Source organism: Pectobacterium parvum (assembly GCF_020971565.1).
Lineage (GTDB): Bacteria > Pseudomonadota > Gammaproteobacteria > Enterobacterales > Enterobacteriaceae > Pectobacterium > Pectobacterium polare.
In genome coordinates this window covers 4298201-4316667 of sequence record NZ_CP087392.1, presented here as the reverse complement: position 1 = coordinate 4316667, position 18467 = coordinate 4298201, and the positions used below count along the sequence as shown (strand labels likewise).

The window sequence follows — 18467 nt, the reverse complement described above, 5'->3', positions numbered from 1 at the left end:
AATCGGATAAAATATTTTTGAGTAAGATTTACTCACTTTTCAATTTTTTTTGTTCAAATAACATATCAGGGGATATGTTATTTAATGAGGGGACAACCATCTTAGCTTCAATAAGACTTTCTTTTTTTTCGGCGATACCCACCGAAAATATTTTTGCTTTATTCAATGCAGCAATGCCCGACAAGGCATCTTCAAACCCTATTGCATTGTGAGGTTCGACACCGATAGACTCCGCCGCCTTTAGAAAAATTTCAGGGTCAGGCTTCCCATTTTTCAAGGTATCTGGGTCAACAATATGTTGAAAATAATCGCTAATATTTAGTTTTTCTAAAATAGATTTGGCATTTTTTGATGCGGATGCAATGGCGCATGGAATGCCAAGTTCTTTTGCCCTTTTTATAAATGAAAGAATACCGGGGAGGATATCTTTTTCAGTTAACTGGTTAAGCAGATTGACGTAGTACTCATTTTTTTCTTGAGCCAGTTTTTCTTTTTCCCCTGCGTCAAACTCACTTGATTTCCTGCCATGTTGGAGAATTCTTTCCAAGGATTCTCCACGGCTGATTCCCTTTAACGCTTCATTAAACTCCTCATCGATATCTATTCCGATTCTATTGGCGAGATGCTTCCATGCTATAAAGTGATAATGTGCGGTATCTACAATAACGCCGTCTAAATCAAAGATGAAACCGTTATTCATGATTTTCGACCTTCAGTGTAGTTATACGAGAAATCAACTCTTGGGATTACGAAGTGTTTTTTATGGTTAATCTCTACCTGGGCATTTTCGCTGGCAGAAATGATGATTTCTTTATGTGAAATAACAAAATAATACTGGATGCCACGATGTTGTAGATTGAACCGAATACATTCCCACCCCTTTGGCAGTGACGGTGCAATTCGTAAACACGCGTGACGGATATCTACCCCTGCATAAGCGATGATTGTCGTATTTAACGTCGCGGCCATAACTCCGGTGTGGATACCTTCAGCGGTAGTACCACTTTGAATATCCTGATAATCGGAAGACAACGCTTCGCGGTATAATTTCCAGGATAGTTCATGAAAATTGATGTCGTTCGCGAGCTGAGCATGCACGATGCGCGACAGTGTAGAACCATGAGATGTACGTTCCAGATAATAATGCAGGTTTTTTTTTGCATAATCTTTTCTTAGTTGATATCCCATGTTTTTTAATATCTCTGTTACGCAATCTTCAGAGAAATTATTAAATATCATTAAGGCATCAGCTTGTTTTGCAACTTTATAATGATCTGCGCTCTTTCCTTCAGCACGTAAAACACGATCCATACGATAAATATTTTGGTATTTTTTTCTATAGTGCTTCCAGTCAATTTCTATTAGATCAAAGTAACCATCGAATTGTGAAATGATGTCATCTTCGATAATTAAAGATAAGTTTTTCCCTACATGATCGATTTCAGTCCAAAAATTTGTATTAACGGTATCGATAAGATGGGTGTCAAATTGCTGACGTAATTCAGCTAACTTCGAAAACATCCATGAAACCATCAAATTGGTATAAGCATTATCCTTGAGCCCATCGGTTTCACTACCAACAGTGTGTTCATGGAATTCATCAGGACCCATCACACCTCGAATAGAGTAACGCTGGGTTATTTCATTCCACTGAGATTTACTTAACCAGAATCGAGCAATTTCAATAAGTATTTCAATACCATGAGACTCCATGAACTCGTTATCTTTGGTATTGATCCAATACAGCCAAATATTATAGGCAATCGCTAACGAAACATGCCGTTGTAGGCGGCTATAATCCGGATCCCACTCACCATTGAGTGGGTTTAAGTGAACAATCTGCGTTTGCTCAGTACCATCATGGCCTGATTGCCATGGGAACATCGCGCCCTCATAGCCTTCTTCTTTTGCTGCGTGGCGCGCAGCAGGTAGACGCTTATATCGGTACATCAATAACTGTCGGGCAGTTTGAGGAAAATGCATGATATAAAAAGGCAAGATGAATATTTCATCCCAGAATATATGCCCTCTATAGGCCTCGCCGTGTAATCCCCTTGCTGTTACTGACACATCAAGCTGGTAGCTTTCATTGCTGAAAGGTGAGCAAGAACAGAGTAAATGATAGGTATGAAGGCGTAGGAGTTTTTGAGACATCAAATCGCCATCAATAGTAATGTTTGCTTTCTTCCACAGTGATGCCCATGCCTGTTCAGTGGATTTTAATTGTGTAGCAAAATCCACTAATGCCGACTCATCTGCAATGTGCCACTCATCGGGAAATACCGTCGACAGTCGAATATTGACGCTTTTTTCAAACTGGTAAGTTTTCCCTTGTACTACAGGGCATGTGATCGATTGGCTAACCTTATTCGGCTCTTCCTGAATGTGAATATCTTTTTCTGTGAAGAAATTCCCTCGTATTGTTGAGGAAAATCCCATCCCGATTTCCGATTGAAGGGTTCTTGCATTTAAATAGGCATTTTTACCTAACACATTACAAGACAGCACTTCATAGTGATGTGACGCGAGGCTACGGTAACGCGCTACGCCATAGTTATGTGTTTCCCCATCAATGTGGGTGCTGATGGTGATATCACCATCAAAGTTAAGAGGTGTGAAGCAATACTCAATTGCGAAACGAGTAGGGTGAGACATATCCGCCAGTATTTGGCTGCGGATTTGAATTTGGCGTTGTTGTTCGTCCTCCACCAGCCAATTTTGTTCTAGCACGCCATTTTTTAGAGAAAGATTACGATAAAGCGCAATATTTTTATTGGTTTCGGGCGTTAACCAATCACCGTTGCCGATTTTAATCCGGATCGCACGTGCGTCTGGCGCATTGACAAAATCCTCGTTAGTGACCGTATGACCAGCAACATTTGATTGAGCCTGGTTATAACACCCAGCAAGATAAGTCGCGGGGTATGTCGCATCATTTTCCTGCATATCAGGCATTGCGCCACGTACACCTAAATAACCGTTTGCTACCGTTAATAGCGATTCTACGGCGTATTCTTCTTTCCCTGCGGTAAACCCGCAGTAATTAATTCCCCAACTGAGCGCATCATATTGCTGCTCGATAGCCTTTTTCAGACTGGCAGGGGTGAGTGTGTCTGCATACTCTTTAGCAATAAATGGCACATTAAAAATTTCCGAAAATTCCTTTTCTAAATTAATAATTTCTTGATTAGCCAATTCGATACAAAATAGCGGGTAATGTGGCAATTTTTCTCCGCTTATAAACCCACCTTTTACCAAAGAGAAATCGCTTTGTATCTCTCTTAATGCTGCTAAACATGCCTTGGTGGATAAAGAATTCCATTCCATATCATAGTGATGTTTAATCTCATCTAAGGAGGCATCAAGTCCATTTTTATTTATTAAGATAGCGAGATAATGCATGTTGAACTCTTTTTAAATATTGGAATTTATTAGGAAGTGACCAAGGTGCCTTTTCGTTGTTGGTAACGATAAACAGTCATTGTCAATACGATTGGGATAACGATGGCGACGATCATGGCAATAAGGTAAACCCCCCAAAATGTCGGTTGAATTGACAGAATACCAGGGATCCCTCCTACACCAATTCCGTTAGAAAGCACACGAGCATAGCCACAAATAAGTCCCGCTGATGCAGCACCGATCATCGCGCAGAGCATCGGGAAGCGATAATGTAAGTTGACGCCGTACATGGCTGGCTCAGTCACGCCTAAGTAAGCGGAAATCGCGGCAGGTATAGTTACTTCACGCTCGTTATGTTTTTTGCTAATCAAAATGATGCCGACAACTGCAGAAGCTTGTGCAATGTTTGAGAGTGCGATGATTGGCCAAATCGGTGTTCCTCCCACGCTTTGTGTCAATTGCATGTCGATTGCCAAGGTCGTGTGGTGCAGGCCAGTGATGACTAAAGGTGAGTAGAAAAAGCCAAAGATCATCGAGCCAATGGGGGCAAAATCGCCTAGCATTAAATAGCGAACCCCTTCTGAAATGCCATTGCCGATAAGACGGCCAATCGGCCCAAGGATGGTATGGGCAACGGTAACAGAAACCAATATAGTGATGATGGGGACGATGACTAATGTCAGGTAATTAGGAATGTATCTGCGTAATCTAACTTCAAACCAACCCAAGAATAGCCCAGCCAAAATGGAAGGGATCACTTGAGCTTGGTAACCGACTTTCTGAATGGCAAAAATCCCGAAATCCCAGCTATCAGGAATCTGGCTTCCGGTAGCATAGGCATTCATTAATTGCGGTGAGACCAGCGTAATGCCTAATACGATACCCAGTATGGGGGTGCCGCCCATTTTTTTTACCGTAGACCAGCAGATGGCTACAGGCAAGAAATGGAAAATTGCCTCGCATGGTAACCATAAGAAGTCATATATTGGTTGGAGCCATGAATATGTCGAGATCAGCGTTTTATCGCCGTATACTGGCATTTCTCCAATGACGTTTCTTAAACCAAGCAATAAACCACCGCAGATTAAAGCGGGTAATAGCGGGATGAATATTTCAGATAAATTCGAAATTAATCGCTCCCAAAATTTCATATTTTTTTGGGCGGAAACTTTTGCTTCTTCTTTGCTGGTTCCTGTGATGTTTATTTTTTTTATCATTTCTTTATAGTAAGCATCTACATCCGTCCCTATTATTATTTGGAATTGCCCTGCATTGTTGAAACATCCTTTTACTACAGGAATGTCTTTAATTCCTTCAATGTCTGCTGTCTCTGGATTATTCAATACGAACCGTAGGCGAGTTAGGCAGTGAGAAACGGTAATGATATTATCTTCACCGCCAATTAATTTGATTATCTGATCTATCACATCAAAGCTTATTACTTTATTCATGTGGTTTCTCTCTAGTTTCGTATCTTTAATTTAAAATACGTAGAGACACACGCATTCTCAATGGGAACGTTCCCATAAATTGATGAGTGTCACATAATTTATATTTTTAACTTATGGTTTTAAAATAGTGCGTTTTTTTTGTGGAGATTTTCCGTCAAGGATGTTGATCAATAATTTTGCGGAAATTTCACCGCTTTCACGGAAGCCTAAACGGCAGGTTTTTGTTTCAGGAAATAAAAATTTTAGTAAATCGTTACGACCAATACAAGCAACAAAAATATCATTAATGTTTTGAATTTTTAAGTATTTTTGTACTCCAAACGCTAATGAGTCTGTGGCACATAAAATGGCTTGGGGGTGCGTAGAAACCACCTTTTTTGCGAGCGAATAACCGCTCTGATAATTGAGCTCCCCTAATTCGGCATTAACGGTTAATTGATGTTGCTGGCAATAATTCTCGTAAGCTTTAAAACGTAGTAACCCAGTTGTTTCATCTTGTAAATCAACACCGACGTAACCAATTTCACTGAATTTTTTTTCTTGATGTAAGAATTCCATGAGATGATTCACGGCACCTGTATCGTCATTGCAAACACAGGTATAACCGTCAAATGAACGAGCGATGATGACGATACGCTGCTGCCAGGAAGCTAGCTGTTCACTGGAGACCCCGGTGAATGCGAATAATATCACCCCATCAATCTTTCGCTGTTCCAACATTGTTAAATGTTCATCAACTTTTTTAGGATCGAACTGGCTTTCCAGAATAATGGGGTCGATACCATTAGCATGCAAAAGGGGTAAAATGGCTCTCACCGTTTGGTTTTCTGCATAGGAATCAAGGCGGGTTACGATAATCCCAGCGGTTTTGTTCGCTAATCCACGCATCGCTCGGGCTGATTTCGACGGCGTGAATTGATACTGCTCAATCACCGCGAGTATTTTTTTGCGTGTCACCTCATTAACTTTCTGGTCGTTATTGATTACACGGGAAACAGTCGATTTCCCCACATTACAAAGGGCCGCTATGTCTTTTATCGTCAATTTATGCACGGTCACTGTATTCCAATACAAGACGTCTCTTAAGACTTGCGATGTTAATATAGTTGCCCATACTTAACAATTACAGGCTCACAGTCTGTATAACTTCAAAATTTTTGATAGGAATGCCAGCTAGTCCACTACGTCATGAATGGATAACCCATCCCTGAATAGATCAGAAGGCAACAAATGTGTACGCCTTCTGGTTTTCTGCACTGCTACAACGATATTGTTACAACGACTTCCCGTTGCTGTTAATCACATCCTGATACCAGTAAAAACTGTCTTTGCGCCGACGTTCCAGCGTGCCTTTACCGTCATCATCGCGAGCGACATGAATAAAGCCGTAGCGTTTTGACATCTGCGCGGTGCCCGCACTGACCAGATCGATCGGCCCCCAACTGGTGTAGCCCAGTAGCTCGACGCCATCGTCGATGGCTTCACGCACCTGAATCAGATGGCGACGCAGGTAATCAATGCGGTAGCTGTCGTGAATGCTGCCGTCTTCTTCCACCACATCGCGTGCGCCCAGTCCGTTTTCCACGATGAACAGCGGCTTCTGATAGCGGTCATACAGCTCATTTAGCAGGAAGCGCAGGCCTTCGGGGTCGATCTGCCAGCCCCATTCGGACGCTTCAAGATGCGGGTTAGGAATCAGGCGGATGATATTACCGCGTGAAGATTGATATTTTTCCGGTTCGAAGGTCGCACAGCCGCTCATGTAATAGCTGAACGAGACAAAGTCCACGGTGTGGCTCAGGTCGTCTTTGTCCTGTGCGGTAATGGTGAGTTCGACGCCATTTTCGCGGAAATAGCGCTGAATCCAAGCCGGATAGATGCCGCGCACCTGAACATCACCGAAGAACAGCCATTCACGGTTCTTGCTCTGCGCTTCCAGCACATCTTTCGGATGGCAGGTCATGGGGTAGCGCACCGCGCCCAGCAGCATGTTGCCAATTTTGGCATCGGGGATGATCTCGTGGCAGGCTTTTACCGTGCGTGCGCTGGCAACCAACTGGTGGTGGATAGCCTGATAAATCTCTTGCTTCGTAGGTTCGCCGCTCAGCCCGATACCTGTAAAAGGCGAGTGCAGCGCCATGTTGATTTCATTGAAGGTCAGCCAGTGCTTCACTTTGTCTTTGTAGCGGCTGAAAACGGTACGCGCATACTTCTCAAAATGGTCGATGACGGCACGGTTGCCCCAGCCTCCTAGCTTTTTCACCAGGCCGTACGGCATTTCATAGTGCGACAGCGTAATCAGTGGCTGGATCTGATGCTTTGCCATTTCATCGAACAGGCGATCGTAGAAGGCCAGACCGGCTTCGCAAGGCTCTGTTTCGTCGCCCACGGGATAAATGCGCGTCCAGGCGATGGAGGTGCGCAACACCTTGAACCCCATTTCGGCGAACAGCTGAATATCCTGCGGGTATTGATGATAAAAATCGATAGCCCGATCTTTGATGCAGCTAGTGCTCTCATCGCGCTCTGTCACCGGACCATGCACGCCCTTTAGCTGAAGATCGGAGGTGGATATACCTTTACCGTCTTCATTCCATGCGCCTTCGACCTGGTTTGCTGCGACTGAACCGCCCCATAAAAATCCGTCGGGGAATGCTTTCATGGTATTTCTCCTTATCGTTTTCTACATCATTACGCTGCGCCGGACGCGGGTTCCGCACAGGGAACTACCGGATGACAGGCAAAAAAAAACTTGGGCAGAAGAGAGTAGTGCTACTCACCTCTGCCCAAGTCTCGCCCGCCATTGGCGGTAACGTCTTGTTAGTACACTATACAATCCTGAATCTCTGCGGCAATGCCCCCGTCTGGTTATGTGACGCGAGTCACGCCATCTCTGCTGGCGCGATTCGGTGTTGCCAGACGTTAGGCGTTTTACCCCCTAACGCCGTGGCTTCATGACGTTACTTTGCTTTCGCTTGCAGCGCCTTGACGACGGCTTCGCCAAGCGCTTGAGCGGATGCTGGGTTTTGACCAGTGATCAGTCGCCCGTCAACGACGACTTTATTTTCGAAGATTGGTGCTTCTTCGAATGTTGCGCCATCCTTTTTCAACGCCGCTTCAAGTTCAAACGGAACGATCTTGTCGTAATTACGGGACGCTTCTTCTTCCGCAGTAAAGCCGGTAAGGCGACGGCCTTTAATCAACAGTTCACCATTACTGAGCTTCACATTCAGCAAGCCTGCCGGACCGTGGCAAACGGCACTGATGATGTCATTTTTCTCGTACATGGTACGCACGATGTTGATCAACTCAGGATTGTTGACGAAATCCCACATGGGTCCATGTCCTCCAACCAGCAGGATCGCGCTATATTTCGCGGGATCAACCTTTGCCAGTGGGATTGAATTAGCCAGTTTGTTGCGGTGTTCCGGGTTCGTCCAGAAATCCAGACTCGCCCGATCTTTGAGATCGAATCCGTCAAACGGAGGCATCCCACCTTTGGGACTGGCGATATCGTAAGACAGACCGACTTTGTCGAATACTTCGACTGGGTGGGTCAATTCAGGAAGCCAGAAGCCGCCAACGAGATCGGGTGTTTTTTTATCCAAACTGGAAACGACGATTAATACCTTCTCTTCTTTCAGATTGTTCTGGGCGAAAACGGGGGAGGCTGCGGCAAACACAGCCATCGCGGCGATAAGACCAGCACAGCGCTTGATGATTGACATAAAAAACTCCTTTCAGCAGGTGGTGATGGTCGCCACTATATCCGTGATAATGGGGGGGGAACAGGCGGTAAAAGTGGAATGCATTGTTTAAAAAATCGATGTAATCACTTTATATTGACGTGATAAATTATCGTAAAATGCGTTTGATGATCCCTGTATTGCATGACGATGAGGAACCCTGATGGGGCAATCCGATAGCTTTGATGGACTGGCAGAATTTCTGGCTATAGCGAAACGCTTGAGCATTCGTAAAGCCGCGCTCGATCTGGGTAAGACACCGGGATCGGTGAGCTTGTCGCTCCAGAAACTGGAGCATCGCCTCGGCGTGCTACTTTTCCACCGCACGACGCGCAAGATGGCATTGACGGAAGCAGGGGAAGACCTGCTGCTGAGAATCGGGCCTGCAGCACACGTTATCGCAACAGGTTTTGAAGATGTGGCTCAATCGGCAAAAAAACCATCGGGGACGTTGAAGCTGATCGTAGAACGCCTGGCATTACCCCATGTCATCGAACCCCTCATCCCTGCATTTCGTCAGGCATGGCCGAATTTGAATATCGATATCACGGTGAGTAATCGTCACGATAATTTCGTCTCTGGAGGCTATGATGCTGGCATCATGATCGGTTCCTATATCGAACAGGATATGATTGCAGTACGGCTCTCTCCACCATTTAAGTGGGCGGTATTCGGGTCGCCGGAATATTTCAAAGCGAACGGTAAGCCTAAAGCGACGCACGATCTGGAGCACCACGAATGTATTCGCTTTCGTCGCCCTGAAAAGGGAGATATTTATCGGTGGGAGTTTGTCGAAAATAAAGAAACGGTAAGAGTTGAGCCAGCCGGTACCATTACCGTGAACGATGGCGAGCTCATGCGTAGCCTCGCGGTCAGGGGCGTCGGGCTTATTTATTCATCCACTTTCCATACCTCGCGCGAACTGGCAAACGGCACGCTGGAAGCCGCGTTACTCGATCTCTCGCCGGGAAATGACGGCCTCTTTCTTTATTTCTCAAGAGCCGCGAGGAACCAACCCAAATTGCGCGCGTTTATCGATGTGTGTTCGCAGGTGATTAAGACGTGAATGCATTCTTCAAAGCATTGCGCTGTGCAAATAACCTGGTAAAGCCCCCTTTATCAGAGGGCGAGTGTGCGATCACTTAATTTCAACGTTGACCTTATGCTCTTCCCATACAGATTGATATAATTCTGAATCTCTGCGGATGTGAGCGACCTATATCTGTTATGGTCTTTAAGATTCTAACTATGGTGATAAACCTGAGCAAACTGGCAACGGGAAAAGTGAATATTCACGCTGATCATGAGAGAACCTCAAATCAAGTGTTATATGCTAAGCTCAACTAATTTGAAGCATCGCCATGATACTTCTTTAACTATTAGTGTGGCATGGTAGGCTGTAGGAAAAGCGTTTTTTCTGCTTCTCTACGGCGTGTAAGCCCTTTTACAACTTGTCCCCCAGCTTTGTTCCAGCGTAGAAACTGAGCCGCAGCGGCATCATACTCTCTTTGATTTAGCAGGCGTAATAGTGTCGATGCCTTCAGATTTCCTACTCCTAGGTTGTAAGTAAATGATGTTAATGCACCAAATTGATTTCCATTGAGGTCAACGCTCACGTAGCGCTGAACACCCGCCTCCGCTGTCTTTACATCCTGCTGTAACAGTAAGTCAGCTTCTTGAGAGGTAATTCCATTATCAAAATTTTCATTTGGTCGTATTAAATGGCCATATCCAATAGTCCATTTACCTGCTGTATCGAGATATTTTGTTAGCCTTAGACCTTCAAAGCTCTTAATAAGATTAAGACCGGCATCGTTGATTTTTTCTGGGATATTAGCCATTTTTTCCTCTTATGTTGTGTGGGAGAGTACGAATTTGGTATGCTTATCAATAAAATGTGCGATAAATTATTCGCTTGATTACTGTGAGTTACATTCCTATATTGATGTGTTGGCTGTTTTTTTATTTTCTTGGTTTTTGATTGCTATTAATAATTCAATTTTATTTATAAACAATAATATTATATGAAGTTTAGGTTATTAATTAATTTCATGTAAATAAAAATTAGTTGTGTTTTTAAAGTATATTGTCAGGTGGTTTTACTGTGTTTTATTATGATGGTTTTTTTAGTAAAGTAATTTATCGCTAACTGTTACTATATTTCTGGTTTTTTAACTGAAACTATCTTGTCAGTGTATGTAGATAAATCTTGTTATGTATATAAGGCAAGCGGTATATGCCAAATGAGGTAATGATGCCAATGAATAGAGCATCTGTCCTTCAATGAACGCAGCGATGGCTTTTTCATGCAACTCAATCAGCATCATCGTTAACAAATGTGAATTGTTTCAAAATAACTCTCCGCCGTCATTTCTCGCAAAAATCATACTATCTTTTGCTATAGACAATTAAAATAAAAGAAGAAGTCTGATTATTTTCAGAGCTAAGCCCATTTCTGCGAACATCATTCCAAAACGCGCTGTAATTCCACTGTAAATCCATCCACTCTATTTCACGCTTTTCATCGTTGGAATAGAGTCTCTGTGCTGCGGCAACATCCGCAGCCGGCTTGGAACCCCGAACATCTCAAGACTGAAAAACACTTTGTTTTTTCAGGGGCTGCGTGCACACTCTTTACGGTGACGCAGGCAGGGCAACCGCAAGGTTGACCGGTCTTCTTGAGAGCCGGGGTTCCAATCCTGTCTGTGTCACCACCCGAATTTGGAACCTTGTGTGGTGGCGAACTTAATTATCTCAAGGAAAAAATGACCATGACGGACACTCACGCCACACCCGCTGACAGCACCATTACCATTTTCCGCGACCTGATCGCCAGCCTGCCTTTCGCGCAGTTAGATGACGTTCAGCTCTGCGATCTCGGCGCAATTGCCGCCGAATCAGTTGAAGGCCTGTGCCACGGCCTGCACTACCTCGGCGACACGCTGCAAAATGACGTTGAACTGCCACAAGAAAGCCTCAGCCAGCTCGGCGCGTGCCTCAACGCCACCGCGCACCTGATTCCTGCACTGCTGGAAATGTGTGAACAGGCAGAACGTCACGTTCGAACAGTAACACCAGTGGGTGATTCATTACTCGCTACGCAGTAAAAATAATGCGTTATCCCCCTGTATATTGTCTTTTATACACAAATACAGGGATTCATCACGAGCTTTGCCGTTATCCGGCGTAAAAAATTATGCAGCGGTGGGCATGAGCACCGAGTGAGCGGCATGGATGCCGCGAAAGCCTGTGCCGCGTAGGGAACGCGTCACTGGCGGCTCGACCAGTGCTCATGAACATCGATGGCACCGCAAAGCGGCATAATTTCCGCCAAAAGCCTGGGGTCTCGGGGCGAGCGGCGTTTGAGCCGTACCGAGTCGGGCGCGTGCTACGAGGTAGCATAAAAATATCGGTGTTATGGCGCACGAAACCGTCTCTCAGTTTGCATAAAAAATATGACTAAGAGGCAACCCCTGAGGACGGGGAGAATAGCATCAGCAAAGCAGAATCTCTCTGGCAGGTAGTACCTAGGTTCTCTTTATGCATCATCTTCAGATCCGCTAAAGCTAGAAATAAGAAAAAATTAATCAGTGACGCGACCTGTATTTTTTCTGAAGTTAGCCGACTACTCTGGTATCAGTTAGCGAGGTCGTAGTCAGCGAGATGAGATAGACTAACGCTTCATATTTCGACGACATTCACCTTGCAGCGTAGGCAAACTCACATGGTTAAACGCACAGTGTCCGCCAATAAATCGATCGATATGTATGCCGTCTATGTTTTTGTGACGATGGCAGAAGCAGGAAGCATGACGGCAGCCGCCACGCGGTTAGGCCTGACGCCTTCAGCTATTTCGCAAACGATCCGGTTATTGGAAGAAGATTTCGGCGTCAAATTGGTTAACCGGGCTCGTCGCCCCTTTGTCCTGACGCCCTACGGCATTGCGTTGAAAAACCGAGGAGAAATCCTGACGGAGGAGATCGCGAACCTCAAGGCTCAGGTGCTAGAAGCAGGAAAAGGGATTAAGCCTGACCTGCGTATCGGCCTGGTGGATTCGTTTGCCATCACCTGCGGTTCGGTGTTTACCAAGAGTTTGATGAAGAGTTCGTCGCAGTTGCTGATTCGTACTGGACTTAGCCCGCAGCAGGGTGAGGCGTTAATGCGACGCGAGCTGGATCTGATCGTCACCAGCGACCCGTTGATCGACAGCGATAGTGTGGTGCGTCATCAGCTGTTTTCCGAAGGCTATTTCATTATCACGCCACCGGATTATCGTAAACGCATCAAAACGGTCGAGGACATCCGCGAGCTTTCCTCGGCACTACCGCTGGTGCGCTTTAACCGGAACTCGCAGATTGGGATGCAGATTGAGCGCTACCTGCGCCGCATCGATGTCCGCGTGCCGAACATGCTCGAATTTGATAATGCGGATACCTTAACGTCGATGGTGGCGGCAGGTATTGGTTGGGCGGTAACCACTCCGCTCAGTTTCCTGCAATCCGTTGCGCACTCCAGAGAAGTGCTGACGCATATGCCGGAACAGCTGAATATCAAGCGCTCGCTGTATATTGTCGGGCACCGTGATGAATACAGCGCGTTCTTTGAAGAGGCGTGCGATGTCACAGATAACATTATTAAAACCGTATTTATTCCGAAATTGAAAACGCTGAACCGTGGAATAGAAAAACTGGTTGAGATTAACCCAGAGAATATGGAATAACCGATTAATGAAGGGGAGACAGAACAATGGAGAAATATATCCACCACTAGCCACTTAACGATGCGTATTCAACGTTCGTCTCCCCGAGAACTCTTTTTAACCATGATTTTATAAAAATCGTGATGGGTTCGTGTTACCTGAAAATCAAAAAACAGGAAAGACAAAGCCTAATAAATCATCATCTTAATATTGAAAACGATGCTATGTACATCGAACAAGAAAAAGGAAGAAGAACTATGTCAACGAATATCCGTATCGAAGAAGACCTGTTAGGTACCCGTGAAGTCCCTGCTGATGCCTATTATGGTATCCATACGCTGCGCGCAATTGAGAACTTTTATATCAGCAATAGTACCATCAGCGATATTCCAGAATTTGTCCGCGCCATGGTGATGGTAAAAAAAGCGGCCGCGCTGGCGAATAAAGAACTGCAAACCATCCCACGTAAAATTGCCGATACCATTCTGCAAGCCTGTGATGAAGTACTGAATAACGGTAAGTGCCTGGACCAATTCCCTGTCGATGTCTATCAGGGCGGCGCGGGTACGTCAGTCAACATGAACACCAACGAAGTGCTGGCGAATATCGGTCTGGAACTGATGGGTCACCAGAAAGGTGAATACCAATACCTGAACCCGAACGACCACCTGAACAAATGCCAGTCCACCAACGATGCCTACCCGACTGGCTTCCGTATCGCGGTGTACACCTCCATCCTGAAACTGGTCGAAGCAATTACCCAGTTGAGCGATGGCTTTGAGCGCAAAGCGAAAGAGTTCGAAAACATCCTGAAAATGGGCCGTACCCAGCTGCAGGACGCCGTGCCGATGACCCTCGGTCAGGAATTCCATGCGTTCAACGTACTGCTGAAAGAAGAAAATCGTAACCTGCTGCGCACCGCTGAACTGCTGCTGGAAGTGAATCTTGGCGCAACCGCCATCGGTACGCGCTTGAATACGCCGGATGAGTACCAGAAGCTGGCTGTTCAACATCTGGCAAAAGTTAGCGGCCTGCCTTGCGTGCCGGCTGAAGACCTGATCGAAGCAACCTCCGACTGTGGAGCTTACGTGATGATGCACTGCGCCCTGAAACGCGTTGCGGTTAAAATGTCGAAGATCTGTAATGACCTGCGCCTGCTGTCTTCTGGCCCGCGCACTGGCCTGAACGAAATCAACCTGCCGGAATTGCAGGCAGGCTCGTCCATCATGCCAGCCAAAGTTAACCCAGTCGTACCCGAAGTGGTCAATCAGGTGTGCTTCAAAGTCATCGGCAACGATACCTGCGTCACGATGGCGGCAGAAGCGGGTCAGCTGCAGTTGAACGTGATGGAACCGGTTATCGGACAAGCGATGTTCGAATCCATCCAGATTCTGTCTAATGCCTGCTACAACCTGCTGGAAAAATGCGTCAACGGCATCACCGCCAACAAAGAAGTGTGTGAAGCTTACGTCTTCAACTCTATCGGTATCGTGACCTACCTGAACCCGTTCATCGGCCACCACAACGGCGATATCGTTGGGAAAATCTGTGCCGAAACCGGTAAGAGCGTGCGTGAAGTGGTATTGGAGCGCGGCCTGCTGACCGAAGAACAGCTGGACGACATTTTCTCTATCCAGAACCTGATGCATCCGGCCTACAAAGCCAAACGCTATACCGACGAAAACGAAGCCGTTTAATTAATCTTTGCAACAAATATCAGGCACAGGGGAGTTACCCTTGTGCCTGCATTCACAGCCCTTATATGGCCAATCCACTTGAAAGAGTAAGTTAGCTACTCACATGAGCCATACCACTGCTTCCGTATAGCACTGAATCAACGCTACATTTTCAAGTAACGTGGATACAAGACTGTTCCACACTTCAGAGGAAACAAGGAACGTCATCAGACGTCCCTTTGTTGATAAAAAATATTATCCAACGTTTTCAAACCATTGCAGCTGAATGAACGAGTCGTTGTAGTCATAGTCGGTAGAATCTTCGCTGGCAAAAACATACTTGCCAAAGAACACAGAAGAACCACGAGTAATCACATCTTCAGCCCACAACACCTGGGACCAAGATTGACCACCGTTGGTGCCGATCCAGATTGTGTATTTCCCCACAGCATCAGTTTGAAAAAAACCGCTGCCAATCTGTGTAGGCGTACCGCCTCTTGAACTTGCCCCCTGCACGCTAAAGACCGAACTCGACTGACTGTTTTTCAATTGAATAAACTGGTTAGCAGAGCTTTGCACTAACGCTGACCAGAACACTACCTTACCAGGTGGAATACTGATGGCGATACCACCACCACTGACAGGACCGATCGACATGACTTACTCCTTAACCAATGCTGTTAAACCAAGTTAATGTCAGGCAGGTATCATTAAAGTCTTGATCCGCACCATCTTCAGTAATGAAATTGAAACCGCTGGAATAGATTTTGTTGCCAATATTCAGCGTTATTTCATCCCACATCACCTGTGACCAAGATTGTCCATTGTTAACACCAAGGTAGATGGTATAGGTACCATTCCCAGTCGTCACAAATGTGCCGTTACCAATCTGCGTGGGAGAATGTCCACCTTGGGATGCACCACTGGCCTGGAACACAAGCTGGTTATTGCTGTCACGTACCTGAACAAACTGCTGCCAAGATGCCTGGACGTTCACAGTCCAGAACACTGTTTTTCCTTGCGGTAAGGAAATGGCAATACCATTTCCGGAAACAGGTCCGACACTCATAATCCCCCCTTGTTTTTAACTGTTAGTGGTTGCGAGCTTTTACGGGCTACTTCATTCAATTGCATCCCGGTTTTACACACAAACGAAGGCTGCTGCTGTTTTAAAGCCGCACAAATCTGGTTGCTCATATCGGTTTGTACTTGCTGAGTGAAACTATTCGGAAAAGGTGCCGCAGTAGAGAAAATAGGTCGCAGTTGCTGATAATAACGGTTCCCCGTAATCAGCGGTTGTTGCCAGAACGCCTGATTTGCCACCAGCAATGTACGCCACGGCGTACCCACAGCAAGATCCTGCGATTGCACGATATAATTTTTCGTTGCCACACTGGTCATCATGGTTGTGAAAGCCTGCGCGTCGCTGGCACATCGGCTACCCGGTACACAAGTTGCTGCGCTGGAAACAAACCCATCCTGGAAGAGCAGAGGCTGCGGTTTTTCCCCCCACGGCACTGGCGTAACATACAATGGCGCGTTTTGTGGTGAGCGATAGAGATTCACGAAAAATGACTGCTCAGAGAAACCCATGTCCGTACTGGCCTGCCTACTCGCAAATACCTGTTCACTGGAACCATTAGGCAAATTGTGGAACTTATTGTTGGTACAGGGGTTAACACCATTTTTTTCACATGTATCCGACAACGAAACTAATTGTTTGATCACTGCATTGTCCGGCGGCATTTGCATTGACTGCGGCAAGGATGACAAACCATAGGTTTGCACATAGGTATTGATATAATCTGAAGGAATGGCCCAGCTACCATTAAAGCTCCCCACCAATTTCGTGATGGCGGAGGGGGTCGAGCTCAACCATGCCAACAATTGCGACAGGTTTTTTTGCTGTGCGATAGCTGGGTCAAAAGAATAGAGAAAATTCATACACAGCCAACTCGGGATCGCCCATAACTGGCCTTTATAGGTAGCTCCTTCTTTTGCCACAGGCCAAGGCATATCACCAGCGATCTGTGCTGGATTGATTAGTTTGTTATCAGCCAAATAACCGAGATAAAGCAAGTCCAGTTCAATGACATCAAATCCCTCTTTGCCAAGCAGAGTCTTGAGCGTTGCAAAATCATAAATATTAACTTCCTGGCTCAACACCGCGTTCAGTAATACTTCTGGATGTTGCGACTGCCAGGTTTGTACAACCCAAGCCACCAGAGATTCAAAATTATCCGTGGGTAACGTCGGCAAGTAAGGATAAAGCGACACATTTAGTACCCGTGTTTGCTGACCATTGAGCACCAACGTCTGGTTCGGCCCTGTCGGCGTAATGTTCATTGCCCTCGTCTGCAAAGTATTACATTTTACCCAGTTGATAATGGGTGAATAAGGTCGACTGGTATTCTGCCCAACATAAAAGGACTGACCAGGCTCGACTTTGATAAACCAGTCAAAATTATTTCCGGAAGATATTGTCCAGCCATCCACGGTACAAGTGATCGGATCCGATGAGATATTTTTAAGGATCAACTGCCCCGCCAATACACTCATACTACTTAATGCTAATAGCACAATAACGATCATGCGCACCGTCATCTGACAGAGAGAAACCATAATAATATCCTCTATTACTTTAGTATGTGAAAATTAACAAAAAAATCCTAAACTGCGTTATTTACACTAAAAAAACAAATGCAACCCCCAAAAATAAATACATTAACTCAACCTATCAATGTTGATTTAACGATTTTAAAAACATCACTAACACTATTTTTCAGAACCCTACATTTTCTCTGTGTGGATGTACGAATCATAAATAAATCAGGCTCATCATCCCTGCTCTTGAACTTTGGCGTTTCATACCGCCAGATAAATTATCTGCCGTATCTCTGCACCTAATATGTAGGTCGAATACATGATGACTTTTTGTAGATATACCCGTCATACCTCAAGCCGCATGTGCATTGTTCAAACATTACCGTTAGTCCGCAATTCGAATTATTTAGGGTATAAACCTGTGGCAGTAAAACTATCTGCCATACCAAAAAAATTCTGTAGCATTCCTCAGTTGGGGGAGATGATACTGACCCTGGTTATCTATTTCATTTTAATTCAGTAAATTGAACGATCTTGAGATGTTCTATTCAACCATCATATTCAGAATATCCATTCAACATTCATATCGAGCGCATTATCTTTTAGATGCATAAAATAAAAAACATTCAGCATTCACTGATTATATTTCCATGAAAACACTATTAACATCATGACTAATGGTATTAATATGATGATTATTATTTATTTTAGTGCGAACATACGAAATAATTAGCCACCTAATAAAATGAGAGGCAAGATCATTAGCAATTAAATTAGATATAGACTAATGTTAATTAACTTACAACAAATTTATCGATTAATTGTAGTCGTACGGAGGATAGACGTTTTGAACGACGTTAACGCGAGATAAATAGAGTCTGGTTTACCT

Annotated in this window: 15 protein-coding genes; 5 read left to right on the top strand and 10 right to left on the bottom strand. The window is 45.0% G+C overall.

Annotation, left to right across the window (positions count from 1 at the left end):
* Window positions 1-28: 28 nt before the first annotated feature.
* The 5 genes from pgmB to LOZ86_RS19395 form a co-directional block, all read right to left on the bottom strand.
* Complete coding sequence (gene pgmB / locus LOZ86_RS19415) at window positions 29-700, bottom strand: beta-phosphoglucomutase (RefSeq protein WP_039481905.1); 672 nt, start codon at window positions 698-700, stop codon at window positions 29-31.
* The gene (locus LOZ86_RS19410) at window positions 697-3402 is read right to left on the bottom strand and encodes a glycoside hydrolase family 65 protein (protein WP_230242643.1); all 2706 of its coding nucleotides are present in this window, start codon (window positions 3400-3402) and stop codon (window positions 697-699) included. Before LOZ86_RS19410 ends, pgmB begins: the two co-directional genes overlap by 4 nt.
* Before the next feature lie 29 nt (window positions 3403-3431).
* Entirely contained in the window at window positions 3432-4853 is a 1422-nt protein-coding gene (treB, locus tag LOZ86_RS19405; RefSeq protein WP_039513566.1) for a PTS trehalose transporter subunit IIBC, read from the bottom strand.
* A 111-nt stretch (window positions 4854-4964) separates the two neighbouring features.
* Complete coding sequence (gene treR, locus LOZ86_RS19400) at window positions 4965-5906, bottom strand: trehalose operon repressor TreR (RefSeq protein WP_039482468.1); 942 nt, start codon at window positions 5904-5906, stop codon at window positions 4965-4967.
* Between the two features lie 220 nt (window positions 5907-6126).
* A complete protein-coding gene (locus LOZ86_RS19395; RefSeq protein WP_039513567.1) occupies window positions 6127-7515 on the bottom strand; it encodes a glycoside hydrolase family 1 protein in 1389 nt (462 codons plus the stop codon).
* Window positions 7516-7586: 71 nt separating this feature from the next.
* Here LOZ86_RS19395 and LOZ86_RS19390 point away from each other — a divergent pair, with 71 nt between their 5' ends.
* Complete coding sequence (locus LOZ86_RS19390) at window positions 7587-7811, top strand: hypothetical protein (protein WP_039481893.1); 225 nt, start codon at window positions 7587-7589, stop codon at window positions 7809-7811.
* A gap of 2 nt (window positions 7812-7813) precedes the next feature.
* Here the strand turns inward: LOZ86_RS19390 and LOZ86_RS19385 are convergent, their stop codons facing one another.
* Window positions 7814-8581 carry a type 1 glutamine amidotransferase domain-containing protein gene (locus LOZ86_RS19385; RefSeq protein WP_039481891.1) on the bottom strand — a complete coding sequence of 256 codons (768 nt, stop codon included), beginning with the start codon at window positions 8579-8581 and terminating at the stop codon, window positions 7814-7816.
* Between the two features lie 181 nt (window positions 8582-8762).
* Between LOZ86_RS19385 and LOZ86_RS19380 the strand changes: the two genes are divergently transcribed.
* Window positions 8763-9665: a LysR family transcriptional regulator gene (locus LOZ86_RS19380; RefSeq protein WP_039481888.1), complete on the top strand. Its 903-nt coding sequence runs from the start codon at window positions 8763-8765 to the stop codon at window positions 9663-9665.
* Between the two features lie 313 nt (window positions 9666-9978).
* Here LOZ86_RS19380 and LOZ86_RS19375 read toward each other — a convergent pair whose 3' ends face one another.
* Window positions 9979-10440: a lysozyme gene (locus LOZ86_RS19375; protein ID WP_039513572.1), complete on the bottom strand. Its 462-nt coding sequence runs from the start codon at window positions 10438-10440 to the stop codon at window positions 9979-9981.
* Between the two features lie 930 nt (window positions 10441-11370).
* Here LOZ86_RS19375 and LOZ86_RS19370 point away from each other — a divergent pair.
* The 3 genes from LOZ86_RS19370 to aspA all read left to right on the top strand — a co-directional run bounded on the left by LOZ86_RS19370 (window position 11371) and on the right by aspA (window position 14995).
* Window positions 11371-11706, top strand: a complete 336-nt coding sequence (locus LOZ86_RS19370) for a hypothetical protein (RefSeq protein WP_039481884.1) — start codon at window positions 11371-11373, stop codon at window positions 11704-11706.
* 617 nt (window positions 11707-12323) lie between these two features.
* Window positions 12324-13319, top strand: a complete 996-nt coding sequence (locus LOZ86_RS19365) for a LysR family transcriptional regulator (protein ID WP_039481880.1) — start codon at window positions 12324-12326, stop codon at window positions 13317-13319.
* Window positions 13320-13555: 236 nt separating this feature from the next.
* Window positions 13556-14995 (top strand): aspartate ammonia-lyase, encoded by a 1440-nt coding sequence (aspA, locus tag LOZ86_RS19360; RefSeq protein WP_039481878.1) that lies wholly within the window; start codon window positions 13556-13558, stop codon window positions 14993-14995.
* A gap of 234 nt (window positions 14996-15229) precedes the next feature.
* Here the strand turns inward: aspA and LOZ86_RS19355 are convergent, their stop codons facing one another.
* From LOZ86_RS19355 to LOZ86_RS19345, 3 genes are read right to left on the bottom strand one after another with little or no spacing between them, the layout of a single operon-like run.
* On the bottom strand, window positions 15230-15631 hold the full coding sequence (locus LOZ86_RS19355) for a fucose-binding lectin II (protein WP_039481877.1): 402 nt from the start codon (window positions 15629-15631) through the stop codon (window positions 15230-15232).
* 10 nt (window positions 15632-15641) lie between these two features.
* Complete coding sequence (locus LOZ86_RS19350; RefSeq protein ID WP_039481874.1) at window positions 15642-16043, bottom strand: fucose-binding lectin II; 402 nt, start codon at window positions 16041-16043, stop codon at window positions 15642-15644.
* The gene (locus LOZ86_RS19345; protein ID WP_080728038.1) at window positions 16040-17596 is read right to left on the bottom strand and encodes a type 2 periplasmic-binding domain-containing protein; all 1557 of its coding nucleotides are present in this window, start codon (window positions 17594-17596) and stop codon (window positions 16040-16042) included. Before LOZ86_RS19345 ends, LOZ86_RS19350 begins: the two co-directional genes overlap by 4 nt.
* Window positions 17597-18467 lie beyond the last annotated feature (871 nt).

Excerpts from the sequence above, each read along its gene's own strand:
- pgmB (WP_039481905.1), bottom strand. The coding sequence starts at position 700 with ATGAATAACGGTTTCATCTTTGATTTAGACGGCGTTATTGTAGATACC.
- LOZ86_RS19410 (WP_230242643.1), bottom strand. The coding sequence starts at position 3,402 with ATGCATTATCTCGCTATCTTAATAAATAAAAATGGACTTGATGCCTCC.
- treB (WP_039513566.1), bottom strand. The coding sequence starts at position 4,853 with ATGAATAAAGTAATAAGCTTTGATGTGATAGATCAGATAATCAAATTA.
- LOZ86_RS19395 (WP_039513567.1), bottom strand. The coding sequence starts at position 7,515 with ATGAAAGCATTCCCCGACGGATTTTTATGGGGCGGTTCAGTCGCAGCA.
- LOZ86_RS19390 (WP_039481893.1), top strand. The coding sequence starts at position 7,587 with ATGACAGGCAAAAAAAAACTTGGGCAGAAGAGAGTAGTGCTACTCACC.
- LOZ86_RS19385 (WP_039481891.1), bottom strand. The coding sequence starts at position 8,581 with ATGTCAATCATCAAGCGCTGTGCTGGTCTTATCGCCGCGATGGCTGTG.
- LOZ86_RS19380 (WP_039481888.1), top strand. The coding sequence starts at position 8,763 with ATGGGGCAATCCGATAGCTTTGATGGACTGGCAGAATTTCTGGCTATA.
- LOZ86_RS19375 (WP_039513572.1), bottom strand. The coding sequence starts at position 10,440 with ATGGCTAATATCCCAGAAAAAATCAACGATGCCGGTCTTAATCTTATT.
- LOZ86_RS19370 (WP_039481884.1), top strand. The coding sequence starts at position 11,371 with ATGACGGACACTCACGCCACACCCGCTGACAGCACCATTACCATTTTC.
- LOZ86_RS19365 (WP_039481880.1), top strand. The coding sequence starts at position 12,324 with ATGGTTAAACGCACAGTGTCCGCCAATAAATCGATCGATATGTATGCC.
- aspA (WP_039481878.1), top strand. The coding sequence starts at position 13,556 with ATGTCAACGAATATCCGTATCGAAGAAGACCTGTTAGGTACCCGTGAA.
- LOZ86_RS19355 (WP_039481877.1), bottom strand. The coding sequence starts at position 15,631 with ATGTCGATCGGTCCTGTCAGTGGTGGTGGTATCGCCATCAGTATTCCA.
- LOZ86_RS19350 (WP_039481874.1), bottom strand. The coding sequence starts at position 16,043 with ATGAGTGTCGGACCTGTTTCCGGAAATGGTATTGCCATTTCCTTACCG.
- LOZ86_RS19345 (WP_080728038.1), bottom strand. The coding sequence starts at position 17,596 with ATGGTTTCTCTCTGTCAGATGACGGTGCGCATGATCGTTATTGTGCTA.